General features: G+C 39.2%; 20 protein-coding genes. 1 reads left to right on the top strand and 19 read right to left on the bottom strand.

What is annotated here, in order from left to right; translation table 11 throughout:
* Positions 1 to 107: 107 nt before the first annotated feature.
* On the bottom strand, positions 108 to 302 hold the full coding sequence (locus BSO02S_RS09555) for an IDEAL domain-containing protein (protein ID WP_066066017.1): 195 nt from the start codon (positions 300 to 302) through the stop codon (positions 108 to 110).
* Positions 303 to 530: 228 nt separating this feature from the next.
* Between BSO02S_RS09555 and BSO02S_RS09550 the strand changes: the two genes are divergently transcribed.
* A complete protein-coding gene (locus BSO02S_RS09550; protein ID WP_066065956.1) occupies positions 531 to 1379 on the top strand; it encodes an alpha/beta fold hydrolase in 849 nt (282 codons plus the stop codon).
* Between the two features lie 39 nt (positions 1380 to 1418).
* On the opposite strand, the gene BSO02S_RS09545 is transcribed toward BSO02S_RS09550, so the two are convergent.
* From BSO02S_RS09545 to BSO02S_RS28450, 18 genes are all read right to left on the bottom strand, one after another.
* Positions 1419 to 2672: a multidrug effflux MFS transporter gene (locus BSO02S_RS09545; RefSeq protein WP_066065953.1), complete on the bottom strand. Its 1254-nt coding sequence runs from the start codon at positions 2670 to 2672 to the stop codon at positions 1419 to 1421.
* Positions 2673 to 2729: 57 nt separating this feature from the next.
* A complete protein-coding gene (locus tag BSO02S_RS09540) occupies positions 2730 to 3329 on the bottom strand; it encodes a response regulator transcription factor (protein ID WP_066065950.1) in 600 nt (199 codons plus the stop codon).
* Complete coding sequence (locus BSO02S_RS09535) at positions 3322 to 4467, bottom strand: sensor histidine kinase (protein WP_066065948.1); 1146 nt, start codon at positions 4465 to 4467, stop codon at positions 3322 to 3324. The genes BSO02S_RS09540 and BSO02S_RS09535 overlap by 8 nt, the downstream gene beginning before the upstream one ends.
* 416 nt (positions 4468 to 4883) lie before the next feature.
* Positions 4884 to 5504 (bottom strand): YitT family protein, encoded by a 621-nt coding sequence (locus BSO02S_RS09530; protein WP_066065945.1) that lies wholly within the window; start codon positions 5502 to 5504, stop codon positions 4884 to 4886.
* A 127-nt stretch (positions 5505 to 5631) separates the two neighbouring features.
* Entirely contained in the window at positions 5632 to 6798 is a 1167-nt protein-coding gene (trpB, locus tag BSO02S_RS09525) for a tryptophan synthase subunit beta (RefSeq protein WP_066065942.1), read from the bottom strand.
* Positions 6799 to 6972: 174 nt separating this feature from the next.
* The gene (locus BSO02S_RS09520; RefSeq protein WP_066065939.1) at positions 6973 to 8166 is read right to left on the bottom strand and encodes an ABC transporter permease; all 1194 of its coding nucleotides are present in this window, start codon (positions 8164 to 8166) and stop codon (positions 6973 to 6975) included.
* Complete coding sequence (locus BSO02S_RS09515; protein WP_066065938.1) at positions 8163 to 8855, bottom strand: ABC transporter ATP-binding protein; 693 nt, start codon at positions 8853 to 8855, stop codon at positions 8163 to 8165. Before BSO02S_RS09515 ends, BSO02S_RS09520 begins: the two co-directional genes overlap by 4 nt.
* Positions 8852 to 9979, bottom strand: a complete 1128-nt coding sequence (locus BSO02S_RS09510; RefSeq protein ID WP_066065935.1) for an efflux RND transporter periplasmic adaptor subunit — start codon at positions 9977 to 9979, stop codon at positions 8852 to 8854. The genes BSO02S_RS09515 and BSO02S_RS09510 overlap by 4 nt, the downstream gene beginning before the upstream one ends.
* Positions 9979 to 10650 (bottom strand): YknW family membrane protein, encoded by a 672-nt coding sequence (yknW, locus tag BSO02S_RS09505; protein WP_066065932.1) that lies wholly within the window; start codon positions 10648 to 10650, stop codon positions 9979 to 9981. The genes BSO02S_RS09510 and yknW overlap by 1 nt, the downstream gene beginning before the upstream one ends.
* A gap of 197 nt (positions 10651 to 10847) precedes the next feature.
* Positions 10848 to 11600, bottom strand: coding sequence for a TPM domain-containing protein (locus tag BSO02S_RS09500; RefSeq protein WP_066065929.1), 753 nt, complete (start codon positions 11598 to 11600; stop codon positions 10848 to 10850).
* Positions 11600 to 12160, bottom strand: a complete 561-nt coding sequence (locus BSO02S_RS09495) for a LemA family protein (protein WP_174524237.1) — start codon at positions 12158 to 12160, stop codon at positions 11600 to 11602. Before BSO02S_RS09495 ends, BSO02S_RS09500 begins: the two co-directional genes overlap by 1 nt.
* A gap of 183 nt (positions 12161 to 12343) precedes the next feature.
* Positions 12344 to 12901: a hypothetical protein gene (locus BSO02S_RS09490; protein ID WP_174524236.1), complete on the bottom strand. Its 558-nt coding sequence runs from the start codon at positions 12899 to 12901 to the stop codon at positions 12344 to 12346.
* Positions 12902 to 12903: 2 nt separating this feature from the next.
* Positions 12904 to 13536: an SCO family protein gene (locus BSO02S_RS09485; protein WP_066065923.1), complete on the bottom strand. Its 633-nt coding sequence runs from the start codon at positions 13534 to 13536 to the stop codon at positions 12904 to 12906.
* Between the two features lie 265 nt (positions 13537 to 13801).
* Entirely contained in the window at positions 13802 to 15484 is a 1683-nt protein-coding gene (locus tag BSO02S_RS09480) for a cbb3-type cytochrome c oxidase subunit I (protein ID WP_066065920.1), read from the bottom strand.
* A 14-nt stretch (positions 15485 to 15498) separates the two neighbouring features.
* Positions 15499 to 15966, bottom strand: a complete 468-nt coding sequence (locus BSO02S_RS09475) for a cytochrome c oxidase subunit II (protein ID WP_066065917.1) — start codon at positions 15964 to 15966, stop codon at positions 15499 to 15501.
* A 12-nt stretch (positions 15967 to 15978) separates the two neighbouring features.
* Positions 15979 to 16125 (bottom strand): cytochrome c oxidase subunit 2A, encoded by a 147-nt coding sequence (locus tag BSO02S_RS26970; RefSeq protein ID WP_142303739.1) that lies wholly within the window; start codon positions 16123 to 16125, stop codon positions 15979 to 15981.
* A 412-nt stretch (positions 16126 to 16537) separates the two neighbouring features.
* Positions 16538 to 17479: a heme o synthase gene (gene cyoE / locus BSO02S_RS09470; protein WP_066065916.1), complete on the bottom strand. Its 942-nt coding sequence runs from the start codon at positions 17477 to 17479 to the stop codon at positions 16538 to 16540.
* 346 nt (positions 17480 to 17825) lie between these two features.
* Positions 17826 to 18284 carry a CBO0543 family protein gene (locus BSO02S_RS28450; protein ID WP_280523562.1) on the bottom strand — a complete coding sequence of 153 codons (459 nt, stop codon included), beginning with the start codon at positions 18282 to 18284 and terminating at the stop codon, positions 17826 to 17828.
* Positions 18285 to 18463 lie beyond the last annotated feature (179 nt).

Raw genomic sequence — 18463 nt, 5'->3', positions numbered from 1 at the left:
CCATTATTATTTACAACGAAACTTAGCTTGAAAGGCGAAGAAGCCCCTTCCGAATGGATAGGGGCTTCTTTTTAGTAATAGTGTAAGTAAGAACGCTAGTAAACACGTTAAGAAATTTTCTTTAGTTCCTCTGTTAACTTTAGGAATAATTCTTTATTCCCATCTTGTAATGTTTGGTCGATTTCCTTTAGAACCTTCGCTCTCTTAAACTCAAGCAACGCATAATTTAGGAACATCTCAGCAACTGAAGAATCTGCGTTCTCATCCGAATGTTGTGGTGAATTTAATAATTTCTTTTCCACGGAAATCAACTCCTTAACCTTTTTTTCATTATACAAGGAGTTTTCTAAAAATTCAAACATTATATTTTGGAAAATTCAAAAAATATTTCCAAAATTACCATAGGGGACGGTTTCAAATAGATTGTTCCCTTTCTTGTTTAGTTTTTTACCGCAAATTTTTCGTTTAAGGACTCCAAAATGGGGAATATTAATTCCAACAATTTTATTGTTGGAGCAGGAGGTAATCGTTTGGAACAATCTGTATTAACCGGGTATCATCCGGTAAATAACATTAATGTTTATTATGAATTTTATCCGAATCAAACATCGGAAAAAACGTTTGTTTTATTGCATGGGTTTCTTTCTTCCACCTTCACTTTTCGTCATTTAATATCGCTTATGAAAAAAGAGTATCAGGTTTTATCGATTGATCTTCCGCCATTTGGAAAAAGTACGAAATGCAATCAATATGTGTATTCCTATAAAAACCTTGCGCAAACAGTCATCCAACTTACTGAGTCTCTCGGATTAAAAAAAATGACCTTTATTGGACATTCAATGGGCGGACAAATAGTACTTAATATCCTCCACATGATGCCTGAGCTTGCTGACAAAGCGATTCTTCTTTGCAGTTCTGCCTATCTAAAACGATCAAAATTACCATTAATTATGACTAGTTATATTCCCTATTTCCATCTTTTTGTTAAATATTGGTTTGCCCGAACCGGAGTCAAGAAAAACCTTCAGGACGCACTTTATAACCATTCCATCATTAATGATGAAATGATTAACGGCTACCTGCAGCCCTTTTTACAAGATGAAATTTTCGTGGCTCTTACACGGATGATTCGAGACCGAGAAGGAGACCTTCCTGCCCAGATCCTTAACCAAATCAAAACGCCTTGTTTATTACTTTGGGGTGATCATGATAAGTCAATCCCGCTTAAACTTGGAGAGAAACTAAACAAAGATTTAGCCAACTCCGAACTGATTGTATTAAAAGAAACTGGCCACGCCCTTCCTGAAGAGCGACCAATGGAGGTGTTTGAGAATATAAAAATCTTTTTAGAAAAATACAAAACGGCAGCCGATTTGTAGCTGCCGATTTTAAAATAATATTCCCTTCTAAACTTATTCTTACCCAGAAATGGAAGACTCTTCATTTAGATGTTTTCTTCGATATACTAGAGAAATATAACAAAGAACGGCTCCCCCTCCGGCACTAGCAATGACAATTCCCATTGGTGTGGCGGTATGTTCTCCTCCTACCCCAACAAGAGGAGCGACGATTCCACCGAATGAGAGCGACAATACTCCAAGAAGTGCGGACGCACTTCCTGCGGACTTCCCTTGTTTTTGCATGGCAAGGGAAAATCCTGCCGTATTAACCACACCAACACTTGAGACCACAAAAAATAGTGGCAGCAGTACAAATAATAAGTTGGCATGTAATAACAGTAGAATTAGCAATAAGATTCCTCCAAAAAAAGACAAACCTAAGCCAAAAGCAAAAAGCTTTGACTCATCTATTCGACCAGCTAATCTTCCGGTCGTTTGACTGGCAATCATGATTCCAATGCCATTAATAGCAAAAATCAGACTGAACATTTGCGCTGAAGCACCATATATATTTTGCACCACAAAAGGTGAGCCCGAGATATAAGCAAACATGGCGGCAAATACAAGTCCTTGTACTAAGGCATAACCTATGAAACTACGATCCATGATGAGGTTGCGAAAGGTAATAAACGTATTTTTTATCCCTCCAACAGATCTTCTATCTTCATGATGGGTTTCAGGTAACCCGAAAAACACGACAAAAAACATCACTAAACCAATTACACTTAAAACGATAAACAATCCTTGCCAAGGAACCGCACGCAAAAGCTGTGCACCAGCAACAGGTGCTAGGATTGGCGCAAGTCCGTTAACTAAAGCTAGCAACGCAAAGAATTTTGTTAATTCTCGGCCAGAATATAAATCACGTACAATGGCTCTTGAAATAACAATCCCTGCAGAACCGGCTAGCCCTTGAATAAAACGCAAAACAATAAATATCCAAATGGAAGGGCTGAAGACACACAACAGGGAAACAATAAAATAGATCATTAATCCAATAAGCAGCGGCTTCCGTCGTCCATGGACATCGCTAAGCGGACCTGACAGTAACTGTCCTGAAGCTAAACCTAGCAAGAAAAAGGTTAAGCTAAATTGAACAAGTGACGGATTTGTGTGAAAGTCTTTTGCTAAATTGGGTAGTGCCGGCAAATACATATCAATGGATAAAGGGCCGAATGCCGCTAACGTTCCCAGCACTGCAGCCATCCATAATCTTTTTGTTCGTGAGATACCTTCACTACTATCTATAGCATTATTTAAAGATTCCCCCATGAAATAAACCAATCCCTTCCAGCTTTTCGAAAAAATTTATTACCTATTTAATACTCCTTATTTAAACCAGCCCTTTTCTTTCGATTGGGTGATGGCTTCGATCCGATTTTTTACTTGAAGTTTGTCTAAGATAATCGAGATATAGTTGCGGACGGTGCCCGCTTTTATGCTGAGTTCTTCAGCGATTTCTTTTGTGTTTTTTCCATCAGCAACGAGTTCCAATACTTCTTTTTCCCGGTCGGTTAGAGGGTTTTCTTCCCCGTACACATCATCCATTAATTCCGGTGCATAAATTCGTTTTCCTGACATCACGCTTCGGATGGAACTGGCCAGTTCATCACTTGGACTATCCTTGAGCAAGTAGCCGCTCACACCAGCCTTTAACGCCCGTTGAAAATAACCGGTGCGGGCAAAGGTTGTTAAAATGATTACTTTACAGCCAAGTCCTTTTAGTTCTTCGGCTGCCTCGAGACCGCTCTTTCCAGGCATTTCAATATCCATGATACAAACATCTGGCTGAAACTTCTTTACTAGCCCAACAGCTTCCTCCCCATTCGAAGCCTTCCCAATAACTTCCATATCATCTTCCAAATTAAGCAGTGAACCAAAAGCGCCTAACAGCATTTGCTGATCTTCAGCAATAACAATCCTAATCATTTTTCCCAGCCTCCTTACCTAAACCTGATTTCACATCATTCGGTACCCTGATAATTAAGGTCGTACCTTCCTTTATTAATAGCACTAGACTGCCATTGATAAATTCCAACCGTTCCTTCATGCCTATCAGACCATGACCATCGGCTAAAATTTCTTGTTCACCCTTAAAGACACCGTCATCACGAATTGTCATGACTGTTTCCTTCAACGATTGTTTTAAGGAAATGGCACATGACGAGGCATTACTGTGTTTTACCACATTGTTTACAGCCTCTTTCAAACACATACTTAATATATTCTCGGTTAACGACGAAACATTTGTTAAGATGAATTCCCCTTCACTTAAAAAGTTGATTTGCGCGGCATTAAGGATCTGTTTAACACGCAGGATTTCATCCTTCAAGCGAATCCCACGCATCGAAGACACCATTTTTCTAACCTCACTTAACGCAGTGCGTGCTGTTTGCTGCACATCCTTTAATTCAAGCCGTGCCTGCTCCGGATCCTTAGAAATTAATTTTCGTGCCAAATCCGACTTTAACCCAATTAAAGAGAGCTTTTGACCAAGTGTATCATGAAGATCGCGGGCAATCCGCTGCCGCTCCTCCACCTTGATCAGATCAGAAATCCTTTTATTCGCATCCTCCAGCTTTTCCTCGAGTTGTCCTCGCTCTTTCCGATTCTGAATGCTAAAAGGAAGAAGGATGACACTGATCCAAACGATGATTACGAAGGGCAATTGCTGTAAAAATAATTTTTCATGCAGCACAATGCTATAGTTAATGGAAGCGGAGGTACAAATTAAATGAATAAAATACAAGGTAAGGAATGCCACCCGGTCTTTAATATTGCCAATAAAATAGGCAAGAAAAAAGGCAAAATAAACATAGTTAAACAGGCTGTTTGCTGTAATTGATATACCAATCAGGATCAATGTCCAAAGATAGACCGGCCAGCCTTTTGAAATAAACGCTATTCGATAAAGAATAAAGAACGCCAGCGTAAGTAAAATCCCAACAACGATTTGAATTGTGGACGGAGATTGGAAAATAAAGTAAAATGGCAATATGCAAAGAATTGTCCAAATATATGGAGCAATTCCATTATTTTTTCCGAAAGTCATATACCTTTTAATCATCAACGAAACCTCATTTTCACGTAAAATGCCTTATCCTTCTATCTTACTTTAACATACCTTAATTTTTCCATCCAAAAAACTACACCTTAAGCATGGATGAATCCTTTATATTAATCAATCAATATGCAGCTTACACCTACAAGTAATATTCGCTCAATCCCCACAGTATAATAAAATAGTCTCGGCATCTAATAAATGTTTTTCTCTTTTAAATGGTGGGAACAACGGTATGTACTCCGTAGCTTTTTAAATAAACACAAAACAGCCAGTTAAAGAGGAAGGATTATTTCCTTCCTCTTTCCTATTGTCCATCTTAAATGGCTATGTTCTGGTACCAACCGATATATCTTTTACATGGTTAATTGAGCGTTTTTTTATGATTTATGTAAATCCATTTACTGAACAGATGATAACTTTTAGTGGGCCTGAATGGAAAAATCAATAGTTCTATAGGCGACGAGAAAGGTTGCTAATGAGTATATTGCCTCATTTAAACCAAATATAAAAATTGAAATTCCAAAAATGAAAAAATTAAATAATAGAACATATTGTCCAATCGAAACTGGGGAACGTTTACTAAACAAGATTGCCAACACCTCTGTCCCGTCTAAACAACCGCCAAACCGAATCGTTATTCCCACCCCCAAACCTAAACAAATACCTCCAAGGATAATCACTAAAATTGGGTTATGGGTTAAGACCGGAACTGGTTCTAATATATACGTTCCAATTGATAACACAAGGATGGCAAAAAGGCTCAGCATAAGAAACCTTCTTCCCAGGTATGAATAGGCGATTAAGAAAAAGGGGGTATTCAAAACCAATAAATACAAACCTATTTCCTGACTAGTGATATGGGAAAGTATAATACTAATTCCAATCACTCCACCGTCAATGACATAATTTTTCACCAAAAATAATTGTAAGGAAATTGCAACAAGAGAAGCACCAAAGGTAATGAAACAAACGCGCTTATAAAAAAACATGTCATCTGACCTATTAAAATTAAGATAGAATTTTATTCGCTTCCTATACATACCTGCCCCCTTTGTTCATAAATACCGTCCAATATCTTCTTAAATATATTCTTCTAAAAAGGAAAAATTCTTTGTAGCACGATTAAAAATATAAAAAGAGGACGAGCATTTTCGCTCGTCCTTTTGATTATTTTTTCAACATTTTAAATACCTGTTCAACATCTTTATCACCGCGGCCGGAAAGGTTCACGACCAGCACATCTTCAGCAGCCAATTCCTTTGCAAGCTTTATTGCATAGGCAACCGCATGGGAGCTCTCAAGTGCCGGGATAATACCTTCTGTCTTGCTCAGCACTTGAAACGCCTCTAATGCTTCCTGTCCGGTTATTGTCACATACTCGGCTCTGCCGCTTGTTTTCAAATGGCTGTGCTCTGGACCTACACCAGGATAATCCAATCCGGCAGCGATGGAGTACGTTGGTTTAGGCTCGCCCAATTCATCTAGTAATGTTAAGCATTTAAAACCATGGATAACAGCTGGGACCCCTTCAGTCATGGTTGGTGCTTCGGCTGGTTCAACCCCAATTAAACGAACATCTTTTTCGTTAATATAGTGGGCAAACGCACCGATGGCATTACTTCCACCACCTGTACAGGCAATCACTGCAGTTGGCAGCTTGCCTTCTTTTTCAAGGATCTGACGCTTTGATTCTTCGCTGATAATCGCTTGGAAATGCTTCACCATTGTCGGATAAGGATGCGGTCCAACGGCTGAACCTAATAAATAAAAGGTATTTTGATAGTTTTGCACCAAGTCACCCAAGGCTTCATCGACGGCATCCTTTAAGCGGCCCTGCCCTTTTTCAACCGGCACAACCTTGGCCCCTAATAACTCCATTCGAAAGACGTTAAGTGCTTGACGCTCTGTGTCCAGCTTGCCCATATAAATAATACATTCCATTCCAAACATCGCACAGGCAGTGGCCGTTGCAACACCGTGTTGGCCAGCTCCAGTTTCTGCGATGATCCGCTTTGCACCCATTCGTTTTGCTAATAATATTTGCCCAATCGCATTATTAATTTTGTGGGCACCTGTATGGTTTAAATCCTCTCGTTTCAAATATATCTTTGCACCGCCATTTTGCTTCGTTAAATTTTCAGCGAACGTTAATGGATTTTCGCGACCTACATATTCTTTTAGATAATAATTGAATTCCTCAATAAATTCCGGGTCATCCTTATACCGCAAAAATTGCTCTTCTAATTGATTCATCACCTGCTGCAAATCCCCAGGTACAAAGCTCCCACCAAACTCTCCAAAATAACCTTTACTTTCTAAACTCACTGTTTCCATGCTCAGCTCGACTCCTTCTAAACTATCATTCTGGCCAGATAACAAAGGGACACTTGTTAACTGAATATTTCAATAATTATTTTATCATATTGTTCTTAATCTGCAAACCATAAGGTGTGTACTTCACTTTACTTTCGACAAAGACCTACAAAACTCGGGCGGTTTCTTTCACCGCTATTCATACCTAAGTGACTCAATCGGATCTAATTTGGAGGCCTTGTTGGCCGGAAGGAGTCCAAATACAACGCCAATGACCATTGAAAATAACACTCCGCCTAACACTACTTGCCATGATACCAAGGATGGCCAGCCTGCAAAGAAACTGACCACTGTCGCCGTTCCCCAGCCCAGGAAAATTCCCAGAATACCGCCTATTAAGGTTAGGGTCACTGATTCAATTAAAAATTGTGTCAATACTTGTCCCCGTGTTGCACCTAGTGCCATTCGAATCCCGATTTCCCTTGTTCTTTCCGTTACGGAAACGAGCATAATATTCATGACACCAATCCCGCCAACAAATAAGGAAATACCAGCAATGCTCCCAATAATTAAGGTCATTATTTTTGTAACCTGACCTATTCCTTGGGCAATTTCTTCCATATTGATTACCTGATAGGATTTTTCCGTATTATGCCTATTATTTAAAAGCTTGGCTGCCTTTTTACCAGCAACCTGCAGCTGTTCAGCAGATGCAGCTTGAAGTGTTACCTGGGTAAAATCACTGCTGCCGTAAATATTTCTCCAAGTTTGGAAAGGAAGATAAACTTCCATCGAACCAAATGAAAGGAGGCCGGTTGGCTTTTCTAAGACACCGATGACTTCTATTGGCTGATTGGCCACCATGATAACTTTTCCAACAGCATTTTCGCCCTTAAAAAATTCCTCCTGAAATTTGCTGCTAACGATACCAGTACGCCTGCCACCTAGAAAATCAGAGGTTGAAAAATTCCTTCCCTTTTCTACTTTCAACTCATTTAACTGTATATAGGCCTGATTAATGCCTGTTGTAGACACATCAACGGTGTCCTTTTGAAATCGCGCCGATGACAATTTAGTGCTTGATGCGACCACCCGCTTAATTTCCGGTATTTGTTCCAGCGCCCTAATATCTTCCTGTTTAAACGGGGCCTGTTGGAATATATTTGGGTTTGCCTTCATTTCTTCATCTGAAGGCTGATAAAACATTTCAATCGTATTTCCCGAACCAGTAATCTGTGTTTTAAGCATCGCTTCCCCGCCCTGACCAATTGCCACCACGATAATGACTGCCGCCACACCAATAATAATCCCTAGCATCGTCAGAATACTGCGCATCTTATGTGCCTTGAGAGAGCTTAACGCCATTAAAAGATTCTCTGAAAAACTCATATGCTTGGCCCCCTATCCAACACAGCAGGAGACTGAATCATTCCATCCCTGACCAAAATTGTTCTGTTTGCATATTCCGCCACTTCTGATTCATGGGTAACGACGATAATTGTAACACCCTCCGCATTAAGCTCTCTAAATTGTTCCATGATGTCCATACTCGTTTTCGAATCAAGGGCACCGGTTGGTTCATCCGCCAATATTAGCTTTGGCTGATTGACAATCGCTCTAGCAATGGCAACACGCTGCTTTTGTCCACCGGAGAGGGCATTCGGAAGGTGGTTCATCCGATCAGCTAGTCCTACCTTCATTAATGCCTCTTCAGCACGGGCCTGACGCTCCTTTTTTGAAACCCCTGCATAGATCATCGGCAGCTCGACATTTTTTAATGCTGACAAGCGCGGCAGTAGATGAAATTGCTGAAACACAAAACCAATCGATTGATTTCTTACCCGCGCCAATTCCTTGTCATTATAATGCGAAACATTTTCGCCGCCAAGGTAGTATTCTCCTTCAGTCGGCTTATCTAAACAGCCAATGATATTCATCAAAGTCGATTTCCCTGAACCCGACGGACCCATGATGGCAGCGAACTCACCTGACTGAATCGAGAGGCTAATTCCATTTAAGACATGGACACTTTCTTTTCCAAGCAAAAATGATCTTGTGATGGATTCTAGCCGGATCATTTGACTATCACTTCCAACCCATCCTTCATATTGGACGGTCCCTTTATGATGACGCGGTCTCCTTGTGAAATACCTTCAAGGATTTCTATTTTCTGCCCTGACGTGATACCCGTTTTGACATTCTTTTTGTGAGTTTTTCCATCCTTTACAAGATAAACATAGGGCTGATCTCCATCATCATGCAACCCATCGATTGGGAGAACCATCGCTGTCTTTTTATCCGTTTCAATCTCCATAATGACCTGGAAGCCTGGTTTTAACGCATTCGTGTCACCGGAAATTTTTACTGTAACAGGATACTGTACAGCCTGGCTGCCATTTTGCAAGCTTGCTTGATTCTGTTGTGGGAGAATGGCAATATTGGTGATTTCACCTTTCCATTCCTGGCCCGGCACGGCATCTGAACGTAATATCACTTTCTGTCCACTGTTTACTTTCAATGTGTCATATTCAGACAGCAGTCCCCCTGCGGTCATTCCATTTAGCTTACCAATATGTAAAATGGGTTCAAGATTAGCTGCATCCATCGAAGATGCGGCCGGCTTTTTCACTGAGAGCACAACACCGTTGATTGTACTCTTAATCTCTAATTCACTCTGGCGCCTGCTAATCATATCTTTTTGCAGTGTAGTTTGCTTTAGTTCTATATTAGCTACCTTTTTTTGCATATCAAGTTGTTCAAGTTCAGGAGCAAACTGTTTCTTCGCTTCCTTTTTACCAACCTGATCAGCTAAAGTTTTTTCCTTTTCTTTTACCTGTTTGATTTGCATATCAAGTTGTTCAATTTTTAAATTTGCCGATTCGACTGATAATTTATTTTGCTCAATTTCAAGTTCCAACTGAGGATTTTGGAGCTTGGCTAAGACGGTCCCTTTCTTGACTGTCTGGCCTTCTTCGACTAGCAGTTCCTTTAGCTCCCCTTTATCAGGGGCGGCATAAACGATTTGTTCCTCTTGAAGTTTTACTGTTCCTGGAATCATCAATAGGGAGGAGATTTCCTCCTGAGTGATTTCTGCCGTTCTTACTGAAGGTCCTTTTGCAAAAACCTGGCGGTAAACGCTGACAGCAATCATAATGATGACCAAGCTTATAACACCCAATGCGATCCACGTTTTCTTTTTCATTATAGCTTCGGCGCCCCTTGAAATAATGTCCCAACCAAGCTAAAGCCAATCCCAATTAAGAAGAAGGCAATTGCAATTGTCCATGCCAGCCCTTTAGAAAACTGCGCTGTTTTATGAAGCCCAAGTGCCGTCAATATCACTCCCCAGATTCCGAATACCTCAATTGAACCTAGGACGCTGACTTTATCCTGATTCAGTACCCCTGCTAAACTTGTAATATATATTTCTGGCTTTCCTCCAATACCAAACCTTAATGCCATATTTAAGATAAGCCCCACGGCCCCAATAATCATGATAAAAGTATTCATAGAAAATAACTGTTTAAAGGTGACAGCTGAACTAGCAATCTTTGCAATAACTAATTGGATGACACTAGTAATAAGAACTCCGAAAATCGGCGATACGATACCAGTAATCGCAACCGTTATCTTAGTAATCATCAAAATAAGCTCTTTTTGATCTTCTGGTATATCCTGGCCCGCTAAAATAGACTCATCCATTGATAGTGCCATAAAGATTGTTCCAAACACATAGAGGATACTAACAATAATTAGCGGCACCCAAATTTTTGGCTTTTCTCTAATCCTCTCAAACTGCTGACCCGGACTCGTAAACATTCCCAATAAACTCGGGTTCTCTTTCGGTGTACTCACTTCTTTTTCTAATTCCATTTTCAACACCCCTGCTTCCACTTATGTAAAATATTCCTATTAAGTATACGATAAAATGGAGGAAAAGTTTCACTTTTTTGCTGTGGTGCCTGACACCATGCGAATAACTTCACAAACATACAAAAACCCAGCCCTAAGGCTGAGTCGAATGGGTAGGTACTTAAGATTTAAACATAAAGGTTAAAAAGTTGAAGGGATTACCATCCACGTCCTGCGCCTCCGCCGCCGGAAGAACCGCCTCCTCCGCCACGGGACCCGCCACCGCCTCCTCCTCTGCCGCCACGGGATAATATCGAAAGTAGCAGATATGTGAGTGTACCGCCAAAGAACTTAAAATCCAAAAATACAACAACAATGACAATAATAATTAGCAGCCAAGCGGGAATCCCAATTCCCTTATCCCCTGTCGTTTGCTGACCTGCTTCACTTTCTACGCCTTCTTTGCCATATTCAGCAAGAACTTCTTTTGCTAATACTTTATACGTTTGGACTACCGCTTTATTCGGCTGTTGACTTTTTAGATATGGAACGGCATTTTCATCAAGGATTCGCCCTGTTTTTCCGTCTGGAAGTCTACCTTCGAGTCCATAACCTACCTCAATCCAAACTTTGCGTTCTTTCATGGCTAAAACAAGCAAGACCCCATTGTTTTCCTTCTTATTTCCAAGTCTGTACTGCCGAAAAGCCTTATTGGCAAATTCCTGAACCGCTTGTTCTCCGATTGTATTAACTGTCAAAACTGCAATTTGTGCCGTTGTTTGGTCATCAATGGATCTGCCTAAATTTCTTAACTGTACTATTTCTGTTTCGTTTAACACATGGGCAAAATCCTGAACATAAATATCTCCAACGGGAGCAGGAATTTGGACATCCTCAGCAAGTGCATTTGCAGCACACAGAAAAAAGGTGAAAAACACCAATAGAAAGCTGAAGGCCCGTTTCGCATTCATTACTCATTGCCTCCAAAGTCAACCTTTGGTGCCTCTGATGCCCTTGGATCTGCTTTGAAATATTCCTTTTCATGAAACCCGGTCATTCCTGCTATAACTGAACCAGGAAACCGTTTCACTTTTTTGTTAAATTCGGCCACCTGATCATTGTAATCTTTGCGGGCAACTGATATTCTATTTTCAGTTCCAGCCAGTTCATCCATTAATTGTGTAAACTGTTGATTTGCCTTAAGGTCGGGATAATTTTCTACTACGACAAGCAATCGGCTTAAAGCACCAGATAATTCTCCGTTAGCTGTTGCTTGTTCCTGCGGTGTTTTTGCTCCAGCCAATCGTGCACGGGCATCTGATATTGAACCAATTACTTCCTTTTCGTGCGAAGCAAATCCTTTAACCGTATTCACTAAGTTTGGAATTAAATCGAGCCTTCTTTGCAGCTGATTTTCAATTTGAGCATAGGACTGATCCACATTTTCATCTAAATTGACAAAAGAGTTATAGCTGGAAATTAACATGGCACCAAAAATAACAATCACGGCTACAATAATCCCAATCACCATATATCCTTTTTTCAAAATTAACACTCTCCTTCCCCCTTATTATATTTCATTTAATAATAATTTTCCTTTTTTAACAAAAGCTTTACTTTTATTTGGTATTATGATTGCACTACTTGACCTTCTAGTTTTCCCCTATTCATGAAATAAAACCCACTCCTAATGGAATGGGCCTTCTTTATATAATCACTCATATTTCGATGGATCTGTAAAAGTGGTGTATACCAGGTAGATTACCAAGCAGATAGCCGTTGTGACAAACCCCCAGCCAAGAGTAATTTGCTCAATTACTAAGTAGTTGTTACATAATTGAACAGGGGAATCAATGTATAACCATCCCATTCCAATAAACAGAATTGTAAAAAGGATAATAATTAAGTTTTTTCCAACTGTTCCAATCCTTTTCCAACTATCCCTTAATGGGATGCCCGCTAATAATGGTAAACTGACAAATTTAAATATCTCCATGCTTTGTTCATTTAATGCTTCATCCATGGATCGTGGCAGCGTCCAGTAAACAACTATGATAACAAACAAGATAATTCCTGGTATACCGTTACTATTCCATTTGTCAAAAGAGTGAGGAAATCGAAGTTGAAAAATACGGGCAATTAGAAATCCCGTAAAAATTAACATCGGCATTTGCATATGCATGTGAATAATCATGACGGATTCCATTAAATTCGCAACAGGAGGAAGCGCTAGAAAAAGTAATAACAGTAAGCCATATATCGTTTGCTTCATGATTACTCCCCCGCTTCCTTACCAAGAATATCAACAAGCTTATTAGCTGCCTCGTCAACCTTCTTATAGTCCATAACATCGACAAGACTGCCATTTTTATCAACCAAATAAAAAGCAGAGTTATGGGCAAAGCTTCCATTCCCATCAGGAATAACAATGACACCAAACTCTTTTAACAATGCATCTAATTCCGCTTGTTTTGTAATTCTTGCCATCCGCCATGTTTCGCCATCACTATTAAAATAGCCCCGGTATTTTTCTAATGTGGATGGATCATCTCGGGCAGGATCAAAGCTTATACTTAAAAAGTTAATATCTTTGCCCATATATTTGCTTGGCACCTTATCATAAACTTTTGACATGTTCATTTCTAATTGCGGACAGACCGTTGTGCAGGATGTATACAGAAAGGTAATAAACACATACTTGCCCTTAAATTCAGAAATAGAATAATTTCGACCTTTGCTATCCTCAAATGTAACGTCAGGGAACTTAGGCTTATCGTCAATTAGCTTATTTACCCGCGCTGTTTCTGCAGTAAATGCCTGGAAACCATCGGTTCCAATATAGAACAACGCAAATCCAAATAAGATAACAAGCAAACACGCAAAGGTAGTTGGCCAATTTTTGATCACGAAGATCACTTCCCAATCTATTTTGTGATACAAAAGAATAAAGTATAAAGAGATAGCCCTTAATCAACGAGCTATCTCTTTTCAAAAATAAAATAATATTTTTAACTTTGATAACTGTCTAGCTCCAGCGACCAGCGGCTAGTGGACTTCGCTCTTTTCCCTACGATAAGTCAAGCACGGATGCGCTCCGCTCTCCGTGTTTCCAATACTCACTCAAAGCGCTCCAGTCCATACGCCGCTAAACGATCGCTTCCGCTTTTCTATATTACCACGTCTTAAAAGGTGGTGATCCCGGAGGTGCATTAACGATAAATTCGGTTAATGGGATAACATAGGCCATTGCAACCACTAATAGCATTATTACAATCCAAAGTCCCCAACGCTCGGTCCAATATGGAGTTTTCGCAGCATTTTCCTCCACTTCAGCAATTGGAAATTCTGTTTCCCCTTTTGGTGCAAAGAACATCATATTAATGACTGCATAGACTTGAAGAATTACACCGATAATTAACAATGTTCCGCCAACAGCTAAGAACATCAAATATGGGCTCCAGCTTAACGCTGTTGCATTGTCTCCATAAGTTGTAAAAGAAGTTCTCCGTGGGGATCCAAGCAACCCAACCCAGTGCATAGACCCTGACATAAAGATCATACCGACTGTCCAAATCCATGTTTGGATTACACCTAATTTATTTATTTGCGGTGTTAGAACGCGTTTTGAAATATATGGAACTAACCAATAACTAATACCAAAGAATGTCATAACTACGGACATGCCGAGTGTTAAATGGAAGTGTCCAACAATCCACATCGTATTATGAACGACCTGGTCTAATTGGTTGGTGCTTTGCGCAATACCGCCTGCACCAGCAGGAATAAAGGCAATCATCGCAATCATTGGTGCTAGGAAACGAACATCTTTCCATGGCATTTTCTTATACCAGCCGATTAGTCCTTTTCCGCCTTGCTTTCTTGCAGTCCGTTCAAAAATAGCAAACATTGCCCACGCTGTCATTAAAGACGGGAATCCAATCGCTAAACTCATAAATACGTGCATAAATTTAACGGATGGTGAAATTCCTGGGTCAACAATCTGGTGATGGAATCCACCAGTAATGTTCATAATAACTAAGGCAATAATGACAACACGAGTTAATGTATCACTCCACCGTTTGCCGCCAATAATTTTCGGTACAATAACATACCAAGCAGACACGGCTGTTAAATACCAGATATTAACTAATGTATGGCCGAAAGCCCAGAATAGAGTACGCGCAACCATAACGTTGATTGTCTTAACCCAGCCGAATGACCAAGGAATAATCATAACGATTACTTCGATCGCTACAGGGAGACTGCCGAAAAACAATAGAACAAACACCCCAGTAGCAAAGAATGCAAGAATCGGAACATGTTGTCCTTTATGGTTCTTTCTCCAATTAGCAACATTGATAAATGCTCCAAACGCACACATCCATACGCCTACCACAATTAACGCTAAACCAATATAGAACATAGGTGCAGCTGCCATCGGCGGATAGAAGGTATACATAACAGATGCATCACCCATGATGATTGGTATGACAGCTAAAACAAAGCCGACAATCTTCAATCCAAAGCCAATCCAGGCCATCTTTCTTACTATTGGAAGCAGACCACCTAATGTATGGGAAAGTCCTGCGTAAAAATAACCAATTGTAAAGAAAGCCGTTAATACCACAACTAAAATTAAACCATGTGCTGTTAAAACTTGATAATAGTTAACCCATGATGGTAATTCCAGAAGTCCTGCACGGTTTAGTCCTTGTACTAGTCCTAATATTCCGCCAAGAAGTAAAGCCATAAATGCTACAAATATATATGATTTCGTTAATAATGCGTCTTCCTTGTTTATTCCCATCACTTTACTAGTTTTATCCTTAAATGTTTGTGATTTTGCTGTTTGCATTTTGTTTCCCCCCTTTATTTAACCGTAATCGTGGTACTCATCATTTGGTGACCGGCACCGCAATATTCATTACATAACACTAAATACGTTCCAGCTTTATCAAACTTTTGGGTGATTTTTTGAATATGTCCCGGAACTACCATTGTATTTAGGTTTGTTTCAGCAACCTCAAACCCGTGGACGACATCTTTTGATGTTAATGTAAAATGCACAGTTGATCCGGCAGGCACTTCAATATTACCCGGATTAAAACTAAATACTTGTAATGTCATGACTACTTCATACTCTTTTTCGCCAATCTTTGTGATTCCTGGCTTATTGAATGGCGCTATTTGATCTACCTTTTGTGGATCAATAATTTCTTTATTACTTGGCGGCTCCATATCGTAAGCAAATGCTTGATAGCCTGTGATAAACATGAATATCATGATCATGCCAAAACTTAAGGTCAGCCATATCTTTTCGTCAAGATGCATCTTCATCTCTTTTCCCTCCTATATTCTAGTCATATATAGCCCGTATAATAATAAATACGTGGCAAGAATTACTACTCCAAGCACCCCCACGGAAATCCATGTTCCCTTTAATGGTGCTTCGTGCGCTTCACCCGGCTTTTTTTTATTTCCTTTTGCTGCTCCCATCCTAACTCATCCCCCTTATGAACTTCATACTTACATAATAGTTGCGAAAAGTTATCAACGAAGTGAACTGCATCACATTAAATTTGCTTTTCTAAATGAGGTAAATAGATAATTTGGGATACTACTTGAGGCAAAAAAAGTAGTGACTTGTGATCTAAATTGCGCCAAATAGCTGAGTATTCACCGTTATTCGGCTTTTTAGCGTGGCTATATTGTTAAATAAAGTGGAAGGTCAAGCATGGATTAATGAACAGAAATAATAATGACAAAATGGTGAACAAATATGATAGCCATAAAAAAACTGCCCCATTGGCATGCATTTAAATTGCATACTATTGGGGCAGTCTTTGCTAATATTTAGTTTGGATTAATATTTAATAATTGCAATCAATAACGGCTTGGCTTTAATGCACTAGCCAAATAGCGGCAATGTAACAATAACCATCAGGAGAAACAATAGAGTTATATAATTTACCGAATAAAGAAAATTGATATGTGCCCATTTTAAATCGTCTTTCGTAAAAAACCCGCTTATACTCACAACTAACCAGCCAACGTTAAGCAAGGTAGCAATTACGATAAAGGTTGTACCAAGCGACGTTAAAAAAAACGGCAATGGAAGTAGGCAAGCGATATAAATTACCATTTGCCGCTTTGTCACTGCAAATCCCTTTACAACTGGAAGCATCGCCACCTTGGCCGCTTTATATTCTTTATATTTCTTCATGGCAATGGCAAAGGTATGTGGCATTTGAAAAATAAACAGGATTAGGAACAAAACAATGGGAACTGTTTGAAAGCCAGGTTCAATTACGGTCCAGCCAATTAATGGCGTAACAGCACCGGAAACACTTCCAATTACTGTATTAAGCGTATATCTTCGTTTTGACCACATGGTATACAAAACTACATAGGTGAACCATCCCACAAAAGCATATATGGCAGCTTCAATTGTCGTAAAGAATAAAAGGATTAAACCAAGTACAGATAAGGCAATTCCCAATGTTAAAACTACTTTCAAAGAAATATTACCTGTTACTGTAGGACGGTTTTTCGTTCTATCCATTACTGTATCAATATCAACATCATACCAGTTATTAAGAACAAGTGCTCCAGCCATAACCATTGTACTTCCGATAATCGTTAGCAAGAAAACATCTAAATGATCCATAAAAGAAGCATTGGTAAAATGAAGAGCCAACCAGAATCCGGTAAAGACAGGGAGCACATTAGCGATTAAAACAGCTGCTTTAAAAAGGGATTTGAGATCCGCGATTAGACCAACACTTTTTTCTTCGTTTGATAAATCAGCTTTCTCAACCTTCTGTGCAGACTTAGAAATTGTATCAGTCATGCAATTTTACACCTCTTTTATCTATTCCAATAAGTAGTGAGCAGCACTCAACCTTATTAATAGGACATTAAGGTTATCTGCGGATTGATTAACTCCCAATATTGAATTTCCATAAAAAAATAACCTCTCCTTACCATCCAAACGATGTTGTAAAGTGAGAAGTTACCCTTTTGTACCGTTACATTCAGTGAAGTCACTGCACATTGTATAAAGAATTATACCATTTTTAATCGTAAATACAAAATTATATATTTTTCCATGCGGGCAGGATGCAACTTTAACGACGAAAAAACAATCCACCTTGAATGAATTTGGTGGATTGTTCTTTGGAAAGGAAGAAGTTTTTTCAAATATAATGAAACCAAAGTAAATAGAATAAGGTAAATGGAACACTTAATAATAACGCCTTTTTAAATGATATATAATGAAGCCGCAGCATGGGGAACATGCAAAGATTAAATAAAAAAGACCACCAAATATTCCAACCATTTTCATAGTTGATAGCATTGAAATATTTACCACCAACCCATTCAACAATGGTAAAGATTAGTATCCATTTTGCAATGTGAATAATTCTCTCCTTAGGAGTTTTTGGATATTTGGACAAGTAAATAAGGATTGCGGGAATTACAATCAAAAAAAGGGCAATAAAATCCGCAATTATCTCTGGAAATAATCCATCACCATTCATCTTCCAAAGATGAAATTTAACATGGGCAATATATTCATACGCAAGGTTCCCAACTGCAAAATATAACAACGTTGGGTAATACTTGTCTAAATTTCTCCATTCCCCTTTTGGTATTGAAGCAGTTATTGACCATAAGGCAATTGCAATCTGATATATTTAACTCACCCCTAAAGCTTCACAAGCATCAATAATGTTATTGTTACCATTTTAATTCCATTTTTATCATTGCTTTTCCAACAATTTATATAAATCCTAGATACAACAAGCAACCTTTTGAACTACTCGGCACTGGA

The organism is Neobacillus soli NBRC 102451 (assembly GCF_001591665.1).
Lineage (GTDB): Bacteria > Bacillota > Bacilli > Bacillales > Cytobacillaceae > Neobacillus > Neobacillus soli.
Note: the sequence above shows the minus strand (reverse complement) of the source record. Positions and strands in the feature narration are given on the sequence as shown.

Bases quoted from the DNA above. Each gene is read 5' to 3' on its own strand.
- BSO02S_RS09520 (WP_066065939.1), bottom strand. From the start codon at position 8,166: ATGAGTTTTTCAGAGAATCTTTTAATGGCGTTAAGCTCTCTCAAGGCA.
- BSO02S_RS09535 (WP_066065948.1), bottom strand. From the start codon at position 4,467: ATGATTAAAAGGTATATGACTTTCGGAAAAAATAATGGAATTGCTCCA.
- BSO02S_RS26970 (WP_142303739.1), bottom strand. From the start codon at position 16,125: ATGGGAGCAGCAAAAGGAAATAAAAAAAAGCCGGGTGAAGCGCACGAA.
- BSO02S_RS09545 (WP_066065953.1), bottom strand. From the start codon at position 2,672: ATGGGGGAATCTTTAAATAATGCTATAGATAGTAGTGAAGGTATCTCA.
- BSO02S_RS09480 (WP_066065920.1), bottom strand. From the start codon at position 15,484: ATGCAAACAGCAAAATCACAAACATTTAAGGATAAAACTAGTAAAGTG.
- yknW (WP_066065932.1), bottom strand. From the start codon at position 10,650: ATGGAATTAGAAAAAGAAGTGAGTACACCGAAAGAGAACCCGAGTTTA.
- BSO02S_RS09475 (WP_066065917.1), bottom strand. From the start codon at position 15,966: ATGAAGATGCATCTTGACGAAAAGATATGGCTGACCTTAAGTTTTGGC.
- trpB (WP_066065942.1), bottom strand. From the start codon at position 6,798: ATGGAAACAGTGAGTTTAGAAAGTAAAGGTTATTTTGGAGAGTTTGGT.
- BSO02S_RS09530 (WP_066065945.1), bottom strand. From the start codon at position 5,504: ATGTATAGGAAGCGAATAAAATTCTATCTTAATTTTAATAGGTCAGAT.
- BSO02S_RS09490 (WP_174524236.1), bottom strand. From the start codon at position 12,901: ATGAAGCAAACGATATATGGCTTACTGTTATTACTTTTTCTAGCGCTT.
- cyoE (WP_066065916.1), bottom strand. From the start codon at position 17,479: ATGACTGATACAATTTCTAAGTCTGCACAGAAGGTTGAGAAAGCTGAT.
- BSO02S_RS09495 (WP_174524237.1), bottom strand. From the start codon at position 12,160: ATGGTGATTGGGATTATTGTAGCCGTGATTGTTATTTTTGGTGCCATG.
- BSO02S_RS09510 (WP_066065935.1), bottom strand. From the start codon at position 9,979: ATGAAAAAGAAAACGTGGATCGCATTGGGTGTTATAAGCTTGGTCATC.
- BSO02S_RS09515 (WP_066065938.1), bottom strand. From the start codon at position 8,855: ATGATCCGGCTAGAATCCATCACAAGATCATTTTTGCTTGGAAAAGAA.
- BSO02S_RS09500 (WP_066065929.1), bottom strand. From the start codon at position 11,600: ATGAATGCGAAACGGGCCTTCAGCTTTCTATTGGTGTTTTTCACCTTT.
- BSO02S_RS09540 (WP_066065950.1), bottom strand. From the start codon at position 3,329: ATGATTAGGATTGTTATTGCTGAAGATCAGCAAATGCTGTTAGGCGCT.